Consider the following 17,092-nt stretch of genomic DNA (forward strand, 5'->3'; position numbering starts at 1 on the left):
TTTTAATCTACTTTTACAATCCAGCCTTCTGGTGCTTCAATGTCACCAAATTGGATACCTGTTAATTCATCGTATAGTTTACGAGTTACTGGACCAACCTCTGTTTCACTGTAGAACACATGGAAGTCATCACCGTGTTGGATTCCCCCAATAGGTGAAATTACTGCTGCAGTACCGCAGGCACCTGCTTCTACAAATCGATCCAAACTATCAATTGGTACATCCCCCTCAACAGGTTTCAAGCCCAAACGATGCTCTGCCAAGTAAAGCAATGAGTACTTGGTAATTGATGGCAAGATTGATGGACTCAATGGGGTTACAAACTCATTATCAGCTGTAATTCCAAAGAAGTTTGCTGAACCAACTTCTTCAATCTTGGTGTGAGTTGATGGGTCAAGATAAATAACATCTGAGAAATGACGGGATTTAGCCATTTTTCCTGGCAAAAGACTAGCTGCATAGTTCCCACCGACCTTGGCAGCCCCTGTTCCATTTGGTGCAGCACGGTCATACTCATCTTGAATCAAGAAATTTGTTGGAACCAATCCACCCTTAAAGTAATTTCCAACTGGCATAGCAAAGATGGTAAAAATATACTCCTCAGCTGGTTTTACCCCAATGATATCTCCAACACCAATCAAGAGTGGACGGAGGTAAAGGGTTCCACCTGTCCCATAAGGCGGTACGTATTCTTCATTGGCACGAACAACTGCTTTACACGCCTCTACAAACATTTCTGTTGGAACTTGTGGCATCAAGAGACGATCACAGGTACGTTGCAGACGTTTAGCATTTTCATCTGGACGGAAGAGTTGAATACTGCCATTCTTTGTACGATAGGCTTTCAATCCTTCAAATGCTTGTTGTCCATAGTGAAGGCTTGGAGATGATTCTGAGATATGCAAGGTTGCATCTTCTGTTAATTCTCCTTGAGTCCATTGTCCATCTTTAAAATAAGCGATATAACGATAAGGTAGTTTCATATAGGAAAAACCGAGATTTTCCCAATCGATCGTAACTGTCATGACAATCTCCTTTATTCTAATCAAGCTTTGTGTTCTATTCTACACTATTCTCCTAAAAATTCAAGTATTATTTGTAATTTTCTGAAAATTTTACTTATAAAAAATCAGTCACTAGGACCGATTTTTAATTTTCTTTGATTTCTTTAAAGATTTCTTTGAGATAAGCATCAAAAACTTCTTCATCAGAAATAGTATCTGAGATAAAGCTTCCATTGCTTGTACGTTCTGATAGATTCAAATCTTGTAGGATTGATTCGTAAATCGTTCCATTATTTGATTGAATCACAAGTGTTTGTTCTCCATCTTCTACTTCTGTACTAAAGAGATCTCCAACAAATCCTTGTTCTGAGACCGCTCCAGCCAAGAATACGCGATGGGGTTTACTCTTTAATTCTCTCAAGACTTGAAGGCCACGATTGGCACGACTGGTTGCTGGAATTTCCTCTGTTGAAACACGTTTCAAGCTTCCACGTTGCGTTAAAAGATAGAAAGAAGATGTATTGCAGATAAAGGCTGCTTGTATCACATCATCTGCTTTGAGATTCATGGCTTTGACCCCTGCAGCTTTGGCACCGATAACTGGCACTTCTTCGATGTTAAAGCGGAGGGCATAACCGTTTCGACTGATCAACAGAACATCATCCAATTTAATCGGAGCTACTGCTACAATCTGGTCAGTATCGTCTTTCAACTTAGCGTACTTGACAGATTTAGAACGATAGGTTCTCCATGGAGAGAATTCTTTGCGTTCTACCCGTTTGATTTGTCCAAGGCGAGTCGCTGCAAAGTAGGTCGTCGCATCGTCAAACTGATCCACCACTTCGACGTAAAGTACTTCTTCAGTGGTTTCAAAGTTTGTAATAGACTGGCTCAGATGCTCCCCGATATCCTTCCAACGAATGTCTGCCAATTCATGGATAGGACGGTAGATGACATTTCCAAGAGTCGTGAACATCAAGAGATGCTGGGTTGTCTTGGCAGATTGAACAAAGATCAAACGATCATCATCACGCTTGCCAATTTCTTCCAGCGTTGAAGCTGCAAAGGAACGAGGGCTAGTACGCTTGATATAACCTGCCCTAGTCACGCTGACATAAGTATCTTCTTCAGCGATAAGACTTGCTGTATCAATCTCAATGACTTTTGCTGTATTTTCTAAAGTACTCAATCGAGGTGTCGCAAATTTCTTCTTAACCTCACGAAGCTCTTTTTTCATGAGATTGTACATTGTTCGTTCGTCACCAATGATAGCTGCAAGCATAGCAATCTTTTCACGAAGTTCTGCTTCTTCTTCCTGCAAGACAACCACGTCTGTATTGGTCAAGCGGTAAAGTTGCAAGGTTACAATAGCCTCAGCCTGCTCTTCTGTAAAATCATAGCTGACCTTAAGGTTTTCCTTTGCATCAGCCTTATTCTCAGAAGCACGGATAAGAGCAATGACTTCGTCCAAAATCGAAATAACACGAATCAAACCTTCCACAATATGGAGACGTTTTTCAGCCTTTTCCTTATCAAAGCGAGAACGCGCCAAGATCACTTCACGACGGTGGGCAATATAGCTAGACAAAATTGGCACAATTCCAACCTGACGAGGTGTGAAATTGTCAATAGCCACCATGTTGAAGTTGTAGTTGATTTGTAGGTCAGTATACTTGAAAAGATAGTTGAGAACAAGCTCAGTGTTTGCATCTTTCTTTAGCTCGATAGCGATACGAAGACCATCACGGTCAGACTCGTCACGAACCTCAGCAATGCCTGCCACCTTGTTATTGACACGAACTTCATCAATTTTCTTGACCAAGTTAGCCTTATTAATTTCATAAGGAATCTCAGTGACAACGATTTGCTCCTTACCACCTTTAAGCTTCTCAATTTCTGTCTTAGAACGAACAACCACGCGCCCTTTACCAGTTTCATAGGCCTTTTTGATCTCGTCACGACCTTGGATGATAGCTCCTGTAGGAAAGTCTGGCCCAGGCAAGAATTCCATCAACTTATCGACCTTAGCAGTTGGGTGATCAATCATGTAGACTGTAGCATCGATAACTTCTGCCAAATTATGCGGTGGAATATCTGTGGCATAACCAGCTGAAATACCTGTTGAACCATTGACTAAAAGGTTTGGAAAGGCTGCTGGCAAGACAGTTGGCTCTTTCTCGGTATCGTCGAAGTTCCAAGCAAAGGGAACTGTCTTTTTATCGATATCTTGAAGAAGGTAGCCTGCAATCTCTGATAAACGAGCTTCCGTATAACGCATAGCCGCAGGTGGATCTCCGTCCATTGAACCGTTGTTTCCGTGCATTTCAACTAGAATCTCACGGTTTTTCCAGTCCTGAGACATACGGACCATGGCATCATAGATAGAAGAATCTCCGTGTGGGTGGAAATTACCCATGATGTTCCCGACAGACTTGGCTGACTTACGGTAGCTCTTGTCAAAGGTATTGCCATCCTTATTCATAGAATAAAGAATACGGCGTTGAACCGGCTTCAATCCATCCCTAATGTCTGGCAAAGCCCGGTCTTGAATGATGTATTTGGAGTAGCGACCAAAGCGCTCTCCCATGATGTCCTCCAAGGACATATTTTGGATATTACTCATATAAGATACAAAGGGACGATTCGGCCTGCCGAAAATTTCTGTAGAAAAATAGGAAATCGATGCAGGGTTCAATGAACCCAAAGCGATTTATCTTTTTTCCTAGGTCTTAGTCCCGTGTTCAGTTACTACAAATAACTAAACGATCCTTTCTGTAGTTTAAAGTTATAATTTGTGTTCTTTATTTGCTTAGTGATCAGGAAGTTTTTCCTTAGCATATCTCATCATCTTCTCAGCTACTTCCTTATCATAGTCAAAGCCCATCTTTTGAGCAAGAGATTGAGCCTCTTGGTGGAAAAATTGCATCGTAGCAAACAATGACTGAGTAAGTTTTTCTACACTTGAAAAATCAAGGAGAGTAGAGATTTCCTTCTCTTTCTCTGTAGGTAAATACTGGAAAAGATACTTGTAGTTCTTACCAATATCGACTGTTCCCCTATCACTTGCGACCAGCCAAGCCAAGACCTTCAAGAGTTCTTGCTGGCAAATATCGTAGAGATGGTCAGTCGCATAAAGAAGTTGCTTGCGACAGATTCCCTTGACCACATAGGCGGAAACCCACCAAAATTCATTGCAGGCTTTTTCAAAATCTGTCTCACTAGCTGGATTCGTCCAATAGCGCTTAGGTGTCGGTGCATAAGAGTCAAAAAGCCCCTGCGGGTCATCCAGCACCGTGAAATCCGCTTCGCTATCCACCCACTCTTTCATGTGTTCTTTTGGGCAGAGGGTTAGATCAATTCGATTACCATCATCAAAAAGCATGAGGAAGAGACGACGGTTGCCTAGGATATTATGCTGCTCAATGATACGTTTGCCAAACTGGTCCAACCAAGCAAGATTGCTTGTTAGATTATCTAAGTCGTCCACGACATAGACCACATCGTAGTCTTGAAATTCATCTTTTGTGACATTTTGGTTTGTCCGTGAACCAGACATAGCGACAGCATCTACTTTTAAAGTTTCGGCAGTCTGTAAAATTACATCGAGCATTTCTGTTTCAGTTCTCATGGGAATACCTGCCTTTTTAGTGAAAACTCTTGATTCTGTAAAGAGTATGTCTATAAAGCGGACTGACTGCTGGAACTTTTTCATTATCAAATTCTTTGACAAATTCCACGCCTAGCTTTTGCATGACTTTTTGCGAAGGGAGATTGAGCAAGGTTGTAAAAGAGTAAACTTCTGATAAGCCAGCTTGCTGGAAAGCGAAGTCTAGACAGGCTTGGGCATCCTCCGTCGCATAACCACGATTCCAAAACTCTTTTCGCAGACACCAGCCTATTTCTACAGCTTCTTTTCCAGCAAAAATCTGTAAATCCGAATGGTGCAGACCTACCAAGCCGATAAACTCCTAATTGTCTAAGTCACTCAGGGACAAACTTTTTACTTCATATACTTTTTTCATTTTTCTTTTCCTTTTCTTTTTAAAAATTTTTGTGCCAGTCTCTCCCATGAGACAGGTAAGCTGACTTTTTTCTGCCAGTCACTTTTTTGAAAATAAATCGCTGGTAGGTTTTTAATTAGATGATTTTTGGGGTTAATAATCTGGTACTAATGGATCCTGCGGTAAAATACGGTATTTGTGTAATAATTTATAGGCTATCGAGTGAAAATTATCCTCATCAGGAGTTTTCAAAATATCCATGAAATTATTTATTGTTTCTAATTTACTTTTTAGTGTATCAGAGTCAAGCTTCAAACCAGCCAATGCTAATAAATTAACTTTGTCATCATCTGAATTTATCCTCTTAAACTCATTTACTAAATAGTTATGTGCTGTCTCATAGATGCTTTGTTCCCCATTTATTTTAACTTCATTTCCCTTTATTGAATCTATATTTTTTGTATAATTTTTTAAATCCTCCCATTCCTCTTCACTAATCTCAATTTTATCTCCTACACTCATTGAAAGAAAAGTAATTTTTTTCAAATCTTTTGGATTATCTTTATATGAATATTGAACCTGTGTACCAATGAGTAGAGATGGATAAGTTCGTATTTTTACATCATTACCTAAATGACTTTCATTCACATCTCGCATTCCTTTTTTTGCATAGAAATTTTTTGGAAGAGTAGAAGTCATCACCTCATCAATAGTTTTTCCTGTTAAAGTTTGACTTTTTACATTCTCATAAGAAATTGGTAAAAGAACAAGAAAAATTGTCTCCCCTCTTTTTATGACTGACGGAATATACATCAAATAAGTTGGGTGCGGTGGAGAAGTTAGTGGCTTAGTTGACTCATTGTAAAGAGTATAGCTGGGGTTTTCCTGCCAAAAATTTTGTATAATATGAAAATTGGTAGTATCCATATATTTCGTTCTATTATAATTTATCCAAAAACTATATCCAGATAAACCAAGTGCTAATAAAGAAACTATTATAGGAATTATTTTTAGCCAATCAATATTCGCTAAATTACTATTACCATTTCCAGCAAAAAATTGAGTTTTCTTTAAAAACATTAACACTCCTTTCCTTAAAACACTGTAGCTTCTTCCAGCGTAAACTTGACATTATCCTCAATCCACTTACGGCGTGGTTCGACCTTGTCTCCCATGAGGACATTGACGCGGCGTTCGGCGCGTGCTAAGTCTTCGATGGTGACACGAATGAGAGTTCGGGTTTCTGGGTTCATGGTTGTTTCCCAGAGTTGGTCCGCATTCATCTCACCAAGCCCCTTGTAGCGCTGTAGGGTGGCGCCTTTGCCAAACTGCTTGCGAAGTTCTTCTAGTTCGCCATCCGTCCAAGCATAGGCTACTTCTTCTTTCTTGCCTTTACCTTTGGACATCTTATAAAGAGGAGGGAGGGCGATATAGACATGTCCTGCCTCGACTAGTGGACGCATGTAGCGATAAAAGAAGGTTAAGAGAAGGGTTTGAATGTGGGCACCATCGGTGTCCGCATCGGTCATGATAATGATCTTGTCATAGTTAGCATCTTCAAGGGAGAAATCTGCCCCAACACCAGCCCCGATGGTATAAATCATGGTATTGATTTCTTCATTTTTGAGGATATCCGCCATCTTGGCCTTGGCTGTATTGATGACCTTACCACGAAGAGGCAAAATAGCCTGAAACTTACGGTCACGACCTTGTTTGGCAGATCCACCGGCAGAGTCCCCCTCGACCAGATAGAGTTCGTTCTTAGCTGGATTTTTAGATTGAGCTGGAGTCAATTTTCCAGACAACAAGCCTTTGTCTTTTTTATTTTTCTTACCATTTCGGCTCTCATCACGCGCTTTACGTGCTGCTTCACGGGCATCACGGGCCTTGATGGCTTTACGAATCAGATTCGAAGCCAATTCCCCATTTTCCATAAGGAAGAAAGTCAACTTATCAGCCACAATCCCATCTACAACTGGACGAGCTAGTGGACTTCCAAGTTTGTCCTTAGTCTGTCCTTCAAACTGAAGATGTTCTTCGGGAACTAGGATAGAAAGAACAGCCGCTAACCCTTCACGGTAATCTGAACCTTCAAGATTTTTATCTTTTTCTTTGAGAAGCCCCGTCTTACGTGCATAGTCATTCATAACCTTGGTAATGGCTGACTTGAGTCCTGTCTCATGCGTTCCACCGTCTTTGGTACGGACATTATTGACAAAGGACAAGATGTTATCTGAAAATCCATCATTATACTGGAGGGCTACTTCTACTTGGAAACCATTATCTTCGCCTTCAAAGTAAAGGACTGGCGTCAAGGTTTCCTTGTCTTCATTGAGGTAAGAAACAAAGTCTTGTACCCCATTCTCATAATGGAATTCAATTGCTTCATCTGTTCGTTTGTCCGTTAATGACAAGGTTACATTTTTCAAGAGAAAGGCTGACTCATTGAGACGCTCTGAAATGGTATTGTACTTGAAGTCTGTCGTAGAAAAGATACTAGCATCCGGCATAAAGGTCACTTTGGTACCTGTTTTAGACTTAGGTGCCGTTCCAACCTTTTCAAGAGTGGTTACTGGCTTCCCACCATTTTCAAAGCGTTGCTTGTAGACTGCACTATCACGAGTGATTTCTACTTCGAGCCAGCTAGAGAGGGCATTCACAACAGAAGAACCAACCCCGTGGAGACCGCCAGAAGTCTTGTAACCACCTTGACCGAATTTTCCTCCAGCGTGGAGAATGGTAAAGATGACCTCAACCGTTGGAATCCCCATAGCGTGCATCCCAGTCGGCATCCCACGTCCGTGGTCTTGAACCGTTAAACTTCCATCTTTATTAATCGTTACATCAATGCGATCACCAAATCCAGATAAGGCTTCATCGACTGCATTATCGACAATTTCCCAAACAAGGTGATGTAGCCCAGCACCGTCAGTCGATCCGATATACATCCCTGGACGTTTACGGACTGCATCCAACCCTTCTAGCACCTGAATGGCGTCATCATTATAATTGTTAATATTGATTTCCTTTTTTGACACAAGGAACCTCCTATTTGTTCATCTTTTCTATTTTACAGGTTTTCTAAGGATTTTGCAAAATTTTCAAGTTAAAAGCCTATTCACAAGTCCTATTTAGTAAAAAAATCACTCATTCCCGCCCTAAAAAAAGAAACCAAGACGAGAGTCTCAGTTTTCTTTTCCTTTAACTTGACTTGTTGCAATATCTTCACCAAACCATTTTTGGCTAATTTCTTGGAATTTTCCTTCTTGATAGAGTTCCACAAAAGCCTCATTCAAATTGGCTAATAAGGTCTTATCCGCTGGTCTTACTCCGACCGCAAATGACTCACTCTCAAAACCGGCTGGAAAAATCTCATATTGGTCCAAGATTCCTTCCGTTTTAAGATAATAGTTGGCATAAACACGGTCAATTAAAAGAGCATCAATCCGATCATTTTGCAGGTCAATCAAGGCTTCTGTAAAACTTTGATATTGGTTTGCCTTCTTATCTTTTACAATATTTTTTAAGAGTTCCGGTTGAGCTTCAAAATCTATATAACCAGAGGAACCTGCTTGGGCTCCCAAAACCTTGCCTGTCATATCAGACACTGATTGGATATTTTGCGATTTTTTAGAAACGAGAACCTGCTGATTCTCCATATAAGGAATGGTAAAAGCTACTTTCTCACGGCGTTCATCAGTCGCCGAATATCCATTCCAGATTGCATCAATGGTCCCGTTTTGAAGTTCGGTTTCCTTCATATCCCAATCAATGGGTTGAAACTGTACCTTGAAACCAAGTTTCTCAGAAACAGCTTGGGCTAAATCAATATCAAATCCAGCATACTGACCATTTTTTTCTTCAAACCCCATGGGAACAAAGGTATTGTCAAATCCAATGGTTATCGTGCCTTGTTTTTGGTACTTGTCCCAATTATCAACTTTGGGATCACTAGCTTTTTGTGTGCATCCTACTAGGAAAAAAGCAAGTAAGAATACCAAAACAAGTGTGATTTTCTTTCGATTCATAGACACCTCCTACTTAGGCTCTACTTTGAGAATCTGATCTGCAATATTTTCTGCAAACTGGAGATCGTGGGTTACCACAATCTGAGTCATGCCTAGTTCCCGATTTTGTAGAATCAGTTTTTCAACCTCGAGACGCAACTCTGGGTCAAGGGCTGAAGTTGGTTCGTCATAACCAATCACTTCAGGATCTATCATCATAGCGCGTGCTAAGGCAACACGTTGCTTTTGACCACCAGATAATGAGTATGGATAAGCATCTGCGTGAGCTTCGAGCCCCAGACGAGCGAGTAAGTCGGTTGCCTTCTTCTTGGCATCTGCTTCAGACAGCCCCATAGTTTTGATGGGTGACAAAATCAAGTTCTCCATAACGGATAAGTGAGGAAAAAGCTGAAAATCTTGAAAAACAAAACCTAATAAGTGACGCTTTTCAAGTTCATCCAAAGGTAGGGATTCTCCATTATAAAAAATCTCACCTGAATCAATGGTTTCAAGTCCAGCTAACATTCTAAGCAAGGTTGTCTTCCCACCACCAGAAGGTCCAACGATGGCCAAAATCTGCTTTTCAGGAATTGTTAAACTGAAATTGGATAAAATTTCTTTTTTTCCAAATTTTTTGCTGATATTTCTTAACTCTAACATGGATAACCTCCTATCTATAGTAGCTGAACTTCTTCTCAAGTTTCTTAGCTATAATCGTAACAATACCAATCATGAGAAGATAGATAGCTCCTGCTAGAAACATTGGAATCAAGCTGGCATCACGATTGGCTGCAGTACGACTAGCTAGAATCAGATCAGAAATACCGAGCGCATAGACCAGTGAAGTATCCTTAACCAGACTCATAACTTCGTTAAATACACTTGGCAAAACAATCTTGGTCACTTGTGGCAAGATAATATAGCGGACGGTATCGATAGGTTTGAATTTCAAAACCTTAGCTGCCTCATATTGCCCTTGAGGAATGGTTGCAATCCCTCCACGGAATATTTCTGCAAAGTAGGCCGCATAATTAAGCGTGAAGGCAATAATCGCTGCTGGTACCCGATCAAGTCGAATTCCGATACTTGGGAGGACATAATAAATAAAAATCAACTGTAGGAGTAAGGGTGTTCCACGCATCACCCAGATATAGATGTCAATCATGTAATGGAGGGGTTTCCAATGCACCTGTAAGCAAAAAGCAACCAAAATGCCTAAAGGGATTGAAAAAAGTAAGACCAGTGCAAAAACTTGTAAGGTCATTGTCGCACCGCTCAATAAACTTGGTAATATCTCAAATAAGTAAGACATATTCCACCTCCTAAAAATAATTGTTCTCATTATAGCATAAATAAACACAAAATCAAAGAATTTCAGAAACTTTCATGAATTTTTAAAACTTTAACCTTGATTTCCGAACAATAGTGTTCATGAGAAAAATTTTCTACTTACATAAAGAATCAGATGTCACAATTTGAGAAGAGATTCCTTTCCGTTTCTCTCCTATTTCATGATATAATAGAAGCATGATGACAATAGTATTATTAATTTTAGCTTATTTATTGGGTTCAATTCCTTCAGGCTTGTGGATTGGACAAATATTCTTTAACATCAATCTAAGAGAACATGGTTCTGGCAATACTGGAACAACCAATACCTTCCGTATTTTAGGTAAGAAAGCGGGTATGGCAACCTTCGTGATTGATTTTTTCAAAGGAACCATCGCAACCCTGCTTCCCCTTATCTTCCATGTACAAGGAATCTCTCCTCTCATTTTTGGTCTCTTAGCCGTAATCGGACATACTTTCCCAATTTTTGCAGGATTTAAGGGAGGTAAGGCTGTCGCAACCAGTGCTGGAGTCATTTTCGGATTTGCTCCTCTATTTTGCCTCTATCTAGCAGTTGTCTTCTTTGGAACTCTTTATCTAGGAAGTATGATTTCTCTCTCTAGTGTTACTGCTGCCCTTGCTGCTGTACTTGGGGTTATTCTCTTTCCACTTATCAGTTTCCTACTGCCAAGTTACGATTTATTATTTGTAGTGATTATCCTAGCCCTCGCAAGTCTAATTATCATTCGCCACAAGGATAACATCAATCGTATTCGTAATAAAACAGAAAATCTTGTTCCTTGGGGACTAAATCTTACCCATCAAAAACCTAAAAAATAAAGCGTCAGTTTCAAACCGACGCTTTTTTGTTTATTTAGATTTGATATAGTTGATACCATCTGCCTTCGGTGCAACAGCTTTACCAAAGAAGGCTGCTAGTACGACAATGGTCAAGAGATATGGTGCAATTTGCAAGTAAACGGCTGGGACTCCTTGCAAGAAAGGAAGTTGAGAACCGATAACTGCTAAACTTTGTGATAGTCCAAAGAAGAGACTTGAAAGCATAGCACCAACAGGATTCCATTTACCGAAGATCATAGCAGCAAGTGCGATAAATCCAGGTCCAACGATAGTTGTAACTGAGAAGTTAACGGAAATTGACTGAGCGTAGATAGCTCCACCGATTCCTCCAAGGAAACCTGAAATCACAACTCCAAGATATCTCATCTTGTAGACATTTATCCCCAAAGTATCTGCTGCTTGTGGATGTTCACCAACTGAACGGAGGCGAAGCCCAAAGCGAGTTTTAAAGAGGACAAACCATGCTAAGAATGAGAAGGCAATTGCTAGATAACCAAGTAAACTTGTTGACTTGAAGAAGATATCTCCGATAACTGGGATATTAGCCAAAAGAGGGAAATCAAAACGTCCAAAAGTTTGCGTTAAGTTATCCGTTTGTCCCTTGTTATAAAGCACCTTCACCAAGAAGACTGCCAAGGCTGGCGCCATCAAGTTAAGTACGGTACCACTGACAACATGGTCAGCACGAAAATGAACTGTAGCTACTGCGTGAATCAGTGAAAAGATAGCTCCGACTAATCCACCAACTAGAAGAGCCAACCAAGGAGTTAATGCTCCCAAATCTTGTGCAAATTCAAGGTTAAAAACAACTCCAGAGAAGGCACCCATGACCATGATTCCTTCAAGTCCAACGTTAACAACTCCACCACGTTCAGAGAAAACGCCTCCGATACTTGTAAAAATAAGTGGTGCTGAGTAAATCAACATTGAAGAAACCATAAGGGTTAGCATTGTTGTAATCGACATCCTTATTTACCTCCTTTAAGTTGTTTTCTTGGTTTGACAAAGCGTTCGATGATGTAGTGAACGCTGACAAAGAAGATAATTGAGGCTGTAACAATACTTACAAGCTCAGATGGTACTTGAGCAGCATTCATACCAGGGGCTCCAACTTGAAGTACTCCGAACAAGAAGGCTGCAAATAGAATTCCAACTGGTGAGTTTGCAGCAAGTAGGCTGACCGCCATACCATTAAATCCGACTGCCAATGATGAACCTTGAACATAGACGTTTTGGAAGGTACCAAGTCCTTCTACAGCTCCACCTAGACCTGCAAGAGCACCTGAGATAATCATTGATAGAATAATGGTTCGTTTAGCTGAAATACCTGCGTATTCAGAAGCATTTGGATTGAGACCAACTGCACGGATTTCAAAACCGAGAGTTGTCTTCTTAAGCAAGAACCAGATTACTGCAACTGCAATGATAGCAAAGAAAATCCCAATATTCATACGAGAGTTTCCAGTTAACTCAGCAAGCCAAGGTGTTTGATAAGTTGCGTTTGCACTTACTCGAATTGATGAGTCAGTACTTTGCATGATATCTTTAGGGAAAGAGTGGATAAAGGCATTACTTGTATAGAGAACAATGTAGTTCATCATGATGGTTACGATGACTTCAGATGTTCCAAGATAGGCTCTTAAAATACCAGGAATGGCACCAACTATTCCTCCAGCCACCAGCGCAATGACAACTGTCGCAAGAATCAACAATGGACGTGGCAAATCTGGATTTGAAAGAGCGAACCAGCCACTCATAACCCAACCAGCGAGTGCTTGTCCTGGAAGCCCGACATTAAAGAAACCGGCACGACTCGCAACTGCAAATCCAAGAGCAATCAAGACTAATGGCCCCATTGCACGGAAGATTTCACCAATACCACGAACACTACCAAAGGCTGTGTAGAACAACTCTTCATAACCCCAAATAGCATCATAGCCAAAAATCCACATGACGATGGCTCCAAGCAAGATTCCAAGGATAACAGAAATCAAGGGAACCGAAATTTGTTGTAATTTTTTAGACATCACTCTACTCCTTTTTCCAATTCACCACCAGCCATCAAGACACCAAGTTCTTGCTTGTTGGTTGTTTCTGGCGTTACAATCCCTTGAATCTTACCATCATGGATAACAGCGATTCTATCTGATACGTTTAGAATCTCATCTAGTTCAAAGCTGACTACAAGGACAGCTTTCCCATTATCACGTTCTTGAATCAAGCGTTTGTGAATGTACTCAATGGCACCGACGTCCAAACCACGAGTTGGTTGGCTGACGATGAGGAGATCCGGATTTCGATTAATCTCCCGAGCGATAATTGCTTTTTGTTGATTTCCTCCAGAAAGGGCAGAAGCAGGAACAATCTCACTAGCAGCACGAACATCAAACTCCTGCATCAATTTTTTTGCATAGTCAAGGATATTCGTATAATTTAAAATTCCCTTCTTGCTAAGAGGTTCTTTATAATAGGTTTGAAGAGCGATATTTTCAGAAATCATCATTTCCAAGACCAAACCATCACGGTGACGGTCTTCCGGAACGTGACCAACGCTCAGTTCAGTAATTTGACGTGGATGCAATCCTACAATGGACTGGCCTTTCAATTCCACACTACCAGACTCAATCTTACGAAGTCCTGTGATAGCTTGGATCAATTCAGACTGACCATTTCCATCAATTCCGGCAATTCCGACAATCTCACCAGCTCGAACATCGAGTGAAAGATTTTTAACAGCAGGAACGCCACGGTTTTCATGAACAAGCAAGTCTTTGATGGAAAGAACGACTTCTTTAGGTTGTGGTGCTTGCTTCTCAGTTTTGAAGGAAACAGAACGTCCCACCATCATCTCAGCCAAGTCAGCGTTAGTCGCACCAGCAATCTCAACTGTTTCGATTGATTTCCCACGACGGATAACTGTAACGCGGTCAGAAACCGCACGAATTTCATCCAACTTGTGGGTAATCAAGATAATTGATTTGCCTTCTTTGACCAAGTTTTTCATGATAGCCATCAACTCATCGATTTCTGATGGCGTTAAAACAGCAGTTGGTTCGTCAAAGATAAGAATATCGGCACCACGATAAAGTGTCTTCAAAATTTCAACACGTTGTTGAGCACCAACAGAGATATCTGCTACTTTGGCAGAAGGATCCACAGCTAGTCCATAACGCTCTGATAATTCAAGAATCTCTCGACTTGCTTGAGCAATATCTAGGACACCATTTTTAGTCAATTCACTTCCTAAAATGATATTCTCAGCAACAGTGAAAGCCTCTACCAACATAAAGTGTTGGTGAACCATTCCAATCCCTAGACTAGCGGCTTTTGATGGCGAGTCTAGTTTTACAACTTGACCGTTAACCACAATTTCACCACTAGTTGGTTCTAGAAGCCCTGCTAGCATGTTCATAAGAGTGGACTTACCAGCTCCATTTTCTCCTAAAAGTGCATGAATTTCACCTTTACGAAGTTCTAGGTTAATTTTGTCGTTAGCGACAAATTCACCAAAAACTTTGGTAATTTCACGCATCTCAATGACATTTTCGTGTGCCATGTGCTCTTCCTTTCAGAGTTTTATTTTGTTTCAATAAAACCTGCTAAAGAAACTTAGCAAGCTCTATTGAGACAAAACACTTTGTCTCAATTCTTAAAGAAGCGGCCACAGGCCGCTCCCCTAAGAAATGACTTTCATCCATTATTTTTCAGGAACTTTTACACTTCCATCAAGGATTTTAGCTTTTGCATCTTCAACAGCTTTTTTACCTTCTTCAGAAAGGTTAGTTGTTACTAGATCAACCCCTTTATCCTTCAATGAGTAAACGATCACTTGACCGCCAGGGAATTCACCTTTTTCAGTTTTGTTTGCGATATCTTGAACTGTTGTTCCGACTTGTTTCAAAGTAGAAGCAAGTACGAAGTTTGATTCTTTACCATCTTTAGAAGTATATTTACCTTCTTCAACTTGGTCACGGTCTACACCGATAACCCAAACTTTTTCGCCTTCGTTTTTGCTTTCATTCAAAGATTTAGCTTCTGAGAAGACACCTGCACCAGTACCACCAGCTGCTTGGTAGATTACGTCTGCACCTGCAGCGTATTGAGCTGCAGCGATTGTTTTACCTTTAGCGGCATCACCAAATGAACCAGCGTAGTCTACTTGTACTTTGATAGATGGGTCAACTGACTCAACACCAGCTTTGAAACCAGCTGCGAAACGAGAAATAACTTCAGATTCCATACCACCTACAAAACCAACTTGTTTTGTTTTAGTAGTTTTAGCTGCTGCTACACCTGCAAGGTAAGCTGCTTCGTTATCAGCAAATGTTACACTTGCTACGTTCTTTTGATCTTTAATCACATCATCAATCAAAACATAGTTCAAGTCTGCATGTTCTTTCGCTGCTTCTTCAACTGCATTGTGAAGGGCAAAACCAACACCATAAATCAAGTTGTAGCTTCCTGCTGCTTGGTTCAAGTTGTTAGCATAGTCAGCTTCACTTGTTGATTGGAAGTATGTGTAGCCTTTATCTTTTGCAAGATTGTGCTCTTTACCCCAAGCTTGAAGACCTTCCCAAGCTGATTGGTTGAATGATTTATCATCAACACCACCAGTATCTGTAACGATAGCTGCTTTAGTCTTCAAATCAGAAGATGAAGATGCTGCGTTACGAGAAGAGCGATTACCACATGCAGCAAGTCCAAATGCTGCTACTGCAACTAGACCAAGGCCTAGCCATTGTTTCTTGTTCATTACTGAACCTCCTAAATAAGATGCGCAACGAAGTTGCAAGTATGGATTGATTGGTCACAAGGACCCTTGTCACTCAGGGAGTGACGCAGACTAACTAATGCAAGTCTGTAAATGAGTATGGAAGTAATTCCCCGACCGTCATCTCGACCGTCGATTTATCTTTGGCAACTAAGGTCACCTTTAGATCTTGTTCAAAAAATTCGACCATAACTTGGCGACAAGCTCCACATGGAGAAATAGGTTTCTCAGTTTGACCATAAACAATCAATTCTGAAAACTCCCGTTGTCCTTCAGAAACAGCTTTAAAAATAGCTGTTCTCTCACCACAGTTGGTCAAGGGGTAGCTAGCATTTTCAATATTGCATCCTGTATAGACGCTTCCATCCTTAGCAACCAAAACGGCACCGATTGGAAAGTGTGAATAGGGTACATAGGCGTTTTGACTAGTCTCAATCGCTAAGTCAATCAACTCAGTAGTCGCCATCTGCTAACTCTCCTTTTAAGATTGCTACACCAGAAGATGTTCCGATACGAGTAGCTCCAGCTTCAACAAAGGCAACAGCATCTGCATAAGAACGAGCACCACCAGCAGCTTTAACCCCCATATCAGGTCCAACTGTTTGGCGCATTAATTTAACATCCGGTAGGGTTGCACCACCTGTTGAGAAGCCTGTTGACGTCTTGACAAAGTCTGCTCCTGCTTTCTGGGCTAGCTGGCAAGCCTGAACTTTTTCTTCATCAGTTAACAAACAAGCCTCAATAATAACCTTAACCAGTTTGTCTCCACTTGCTTCAACAACTGCTCGAATATCTGACTCAACTAAATCAGCATTCCCAGACTTGAGTGCTCCAACATTGATGACCATATCAATCTCATCAGCACCATTTTGGATAGCTTCTTTAGTTTCGAAGGCTTTAACAGCAGATGTTATGGCTCCAAGAGGAAAGCCTACAACCGTACAAACCTTGACATCAGTATTTTCTAGACCAGATTTGGCATGAGCAACCCAGCACGGATTGACACAAACACTGGCAAAATCATAGTCTTTGGCTTCAGATAACAAACGATCAATTTGTTCCACTGTTGCATCTTGTTTTAAAAGCGTATGATCAATGTATTTATTTAATTTCATTTCG

General features: G+C 40.7%; 15 protein-coding genes and 1 pseudogene. 1 reads left to right on the forward strand and 15 read right to left on the reverse strand.

Annotation, left to right across the window (positions count from 1 at the left end):
* Positions 1–2: 2 nt before the first annotated feature.
* From QEZ38_RS07085 to QEZ38_RS07125, 9 genes and pseudogenes are all read right to left on the reverse strand, one after another.
* On the reverse strand, positions 3–1,025 hold the full coding sequence (locus QEZ38_RS07085; protein ID WP_281335452.1) for a branched-chain amino acid aminotransferase: 1,023 nt from the start codon (positions 1,023–1,025) through the stop codon (positions 3–5).
* Positions 1,026–1,149: 124 nt separating this feature from the next.
* A complete protein-coding gene (parC, locus tag QEZ38_RS07090) occupies positions 1,150–3,627 on the reverse strand; it encodes a DNA topoisomerase IV subunit A (protein WP_281335453.1) in 2,478 nt (825 codons plus the stop codon).
* Positions 3,628–3,813: 186 nt separating this feature from the next.
* Positions 3,814–4,632, reverse strand: a complete 819-nt coding sequence (locus tag QEZ38_RS07095; protein ID WP_281335454.1) for an aminoglycoside 6-adenylyltransferase — start codon at positions 4,630–4,632, stop codon at positions 3,814–3,816.
* Between the two features lie 16 nt (positions 4,633–4,648).
* Positions 4,649–4,972: pseudogene (locus QEZ38_RS07100) on the reverse strand (GNAT family N-acetyltransferase); the annotation flags it as partial.
* A gap of 186 nt (positions 4,973–5,158) precedes the next feature.
* Positions 5,159–6,085 carry a hypothetical protein gene (locus QEZ38_RS07105; protein WP_281335456.1) on the reverse strand — a complete coding sequence of 309 codons (927 nt, stop codon included), beginning with the start codon at positions 6,083–6,085 and terminating at the stop codon, positions 5,159–5,161.
* 14 nt (positions 6,086–6,099) lie between these two features.
* A complete protein-coding gene (parE, locus tag QEZ38_RS07110; protein ID WP_281335457.1) occupies positions 6,100–8,043 on the reverse strand; it encodes a DNA topoisomerase IV subunit B in 1,944 nt (647 codons plus the stop codon).
* 147 nt (positions 8,044–8,190) lie between these two features.
* The gene (locus tag QEZ38_RS07115) at positions 8,191–9,033 is read right to left on the reverse strand and encodes an amino acid ABC transporter substrate-binding protein (protein ID WP_075231943.1); all 843 of its coding nucleotides are present in this window, start codon (positions 9,031–9,033) and stop codon (positions 8,191–8,193) included.
* Between the two features lie 9 nt (positions 9,034–9,042).
* Positions 9,043–9,672 (reverse strand): amino acid ABC transporter ATP-binding protein, encoded by a 630-nt coding sequence (locus tag QEZ38_RS07120; RefSeq protein WP_075231944.1) that lies wholly within the window; start codon positions 9,670–9,672, stop codon positions 9,043–9,045.
* Between the two features lie 10 nt (positions 9,673–9,682).
* On the reverse strand, positions 9,683–10,324 hold the full coding sequence (locus QEZ38_RS07125; protein WP_153224835.1) for an amino acid ABC transporter permease: 642 nt from the start codon (positions 10,322–10,324) through the stop codon (positions 9,683–9,685).
* A 215-nt stretch (positions 10,325–10,539) separates the two neighbouring features.
* Here QEZ38_RS07125 and plsY point away from each other — a divergent pair, with 215 nt between their 5' ends.
* Complete coding sequence (gene plsY, locus QEZ38_RS07130; RefSeq protein WP_281335458.1) at positions 10,540–11,181, forward strand: glycerol-3-phosphate 1-O-acyltransferase PlsY; 642 nt, start codon at positions 10,540–10,542, stop codon at positions 11,179–11,181.
* A 30-nt stretch (positions 11,182–11,211) separates the two neighbouring features.
* Here plsY and QEZ38_RS07135 read toward each other — a convergent pair whose 3' ends face one another.
* From QEZ38_RS07135 to deoC, 6 genes are all read right to left on the reverse strand, one after another.
* Entirely contained in the window at positions 11,212–12,168 is a 957-nt protein-coding gene (locus tag QEZ38_RS07135; RefSeq protein WP_049509105.1) for an ABC transporter permease, read from the reverse strand.
* A gap of 2 nt (positions 12,169–12,170) precedes the next feature.
* Positions 12,171–13,229, reverse strand: coding sequence for an ABC transporter permease (locus QEZ38_RS07140; protein WP_070888684.1), 1,059 nt, complete (start codon positions 13,227–13,229; stop codon positions 12,171–12,173).
* Positions 13,229–14,758 (reverse strand): ABC transporter ATP-binding protein, encoded by a 1,530-nt coding sequence (locus QEZ38_RS07145; protein WP_281335459.1) that lies wholly within the window; start codon positions 14,756–14,758, stop codon positions 13,229–13,231. The genes QEZ38_RS07140 and QEZ38_RS07145 overlap by 1 nt, the downstream gene beginning before the upstream one ends.
* A 141-nt stretch (positions 14,759–14,899) precedes the next feature.
* Complete coding sequence (locus tag QEZ38_RS07150) at positions 14,900–15,955, reverse strand: BMP family lipoprotein (protein WP_045763743.1); 1,056 nt, start codon at positions 15,953–15,955, stop codon at positions 14,900–14,902.
* Positions 15,956–16,049: 94 nt separating this feature from the next.
* Positions 16,050–16,439 carry a cytidine deaminase gene (locus QEZ38_RS07155; RefSeq protein WP_248035447.1) on the reverse strand — a complete coding sequence of 130 codons (390 nt, stop codon included), beginning with the start codon at positions 16,437–16,439 and terminating at the stop codon, positions 16,050–16,052.
* A complete protein-coding gene (gene deoC, locus QEZ38_RS07160) occupies positions 16,426–17,088 on the reverse strand; it encodes a deoxyribose-phosphate aldolase (protein WP_281335460.1) in 663 nt (220 codons plus the stop codon). Before deoC ends, QEZ38_RS07155 begins: the two co-directional genes overlap by 14 nt.
* Positions 17,089–17,092 lie beyond the last annotated feature (4 nt).

This window comes from Streptococcus taonis (assembly GCF_029948085.1).
Classification (GTDB): domain Bacteria; phylum Bacillota; class Bacilli; order Lactobacillales; family Streptococcaceae; genus Streptococcus; species Streptococcus taonis.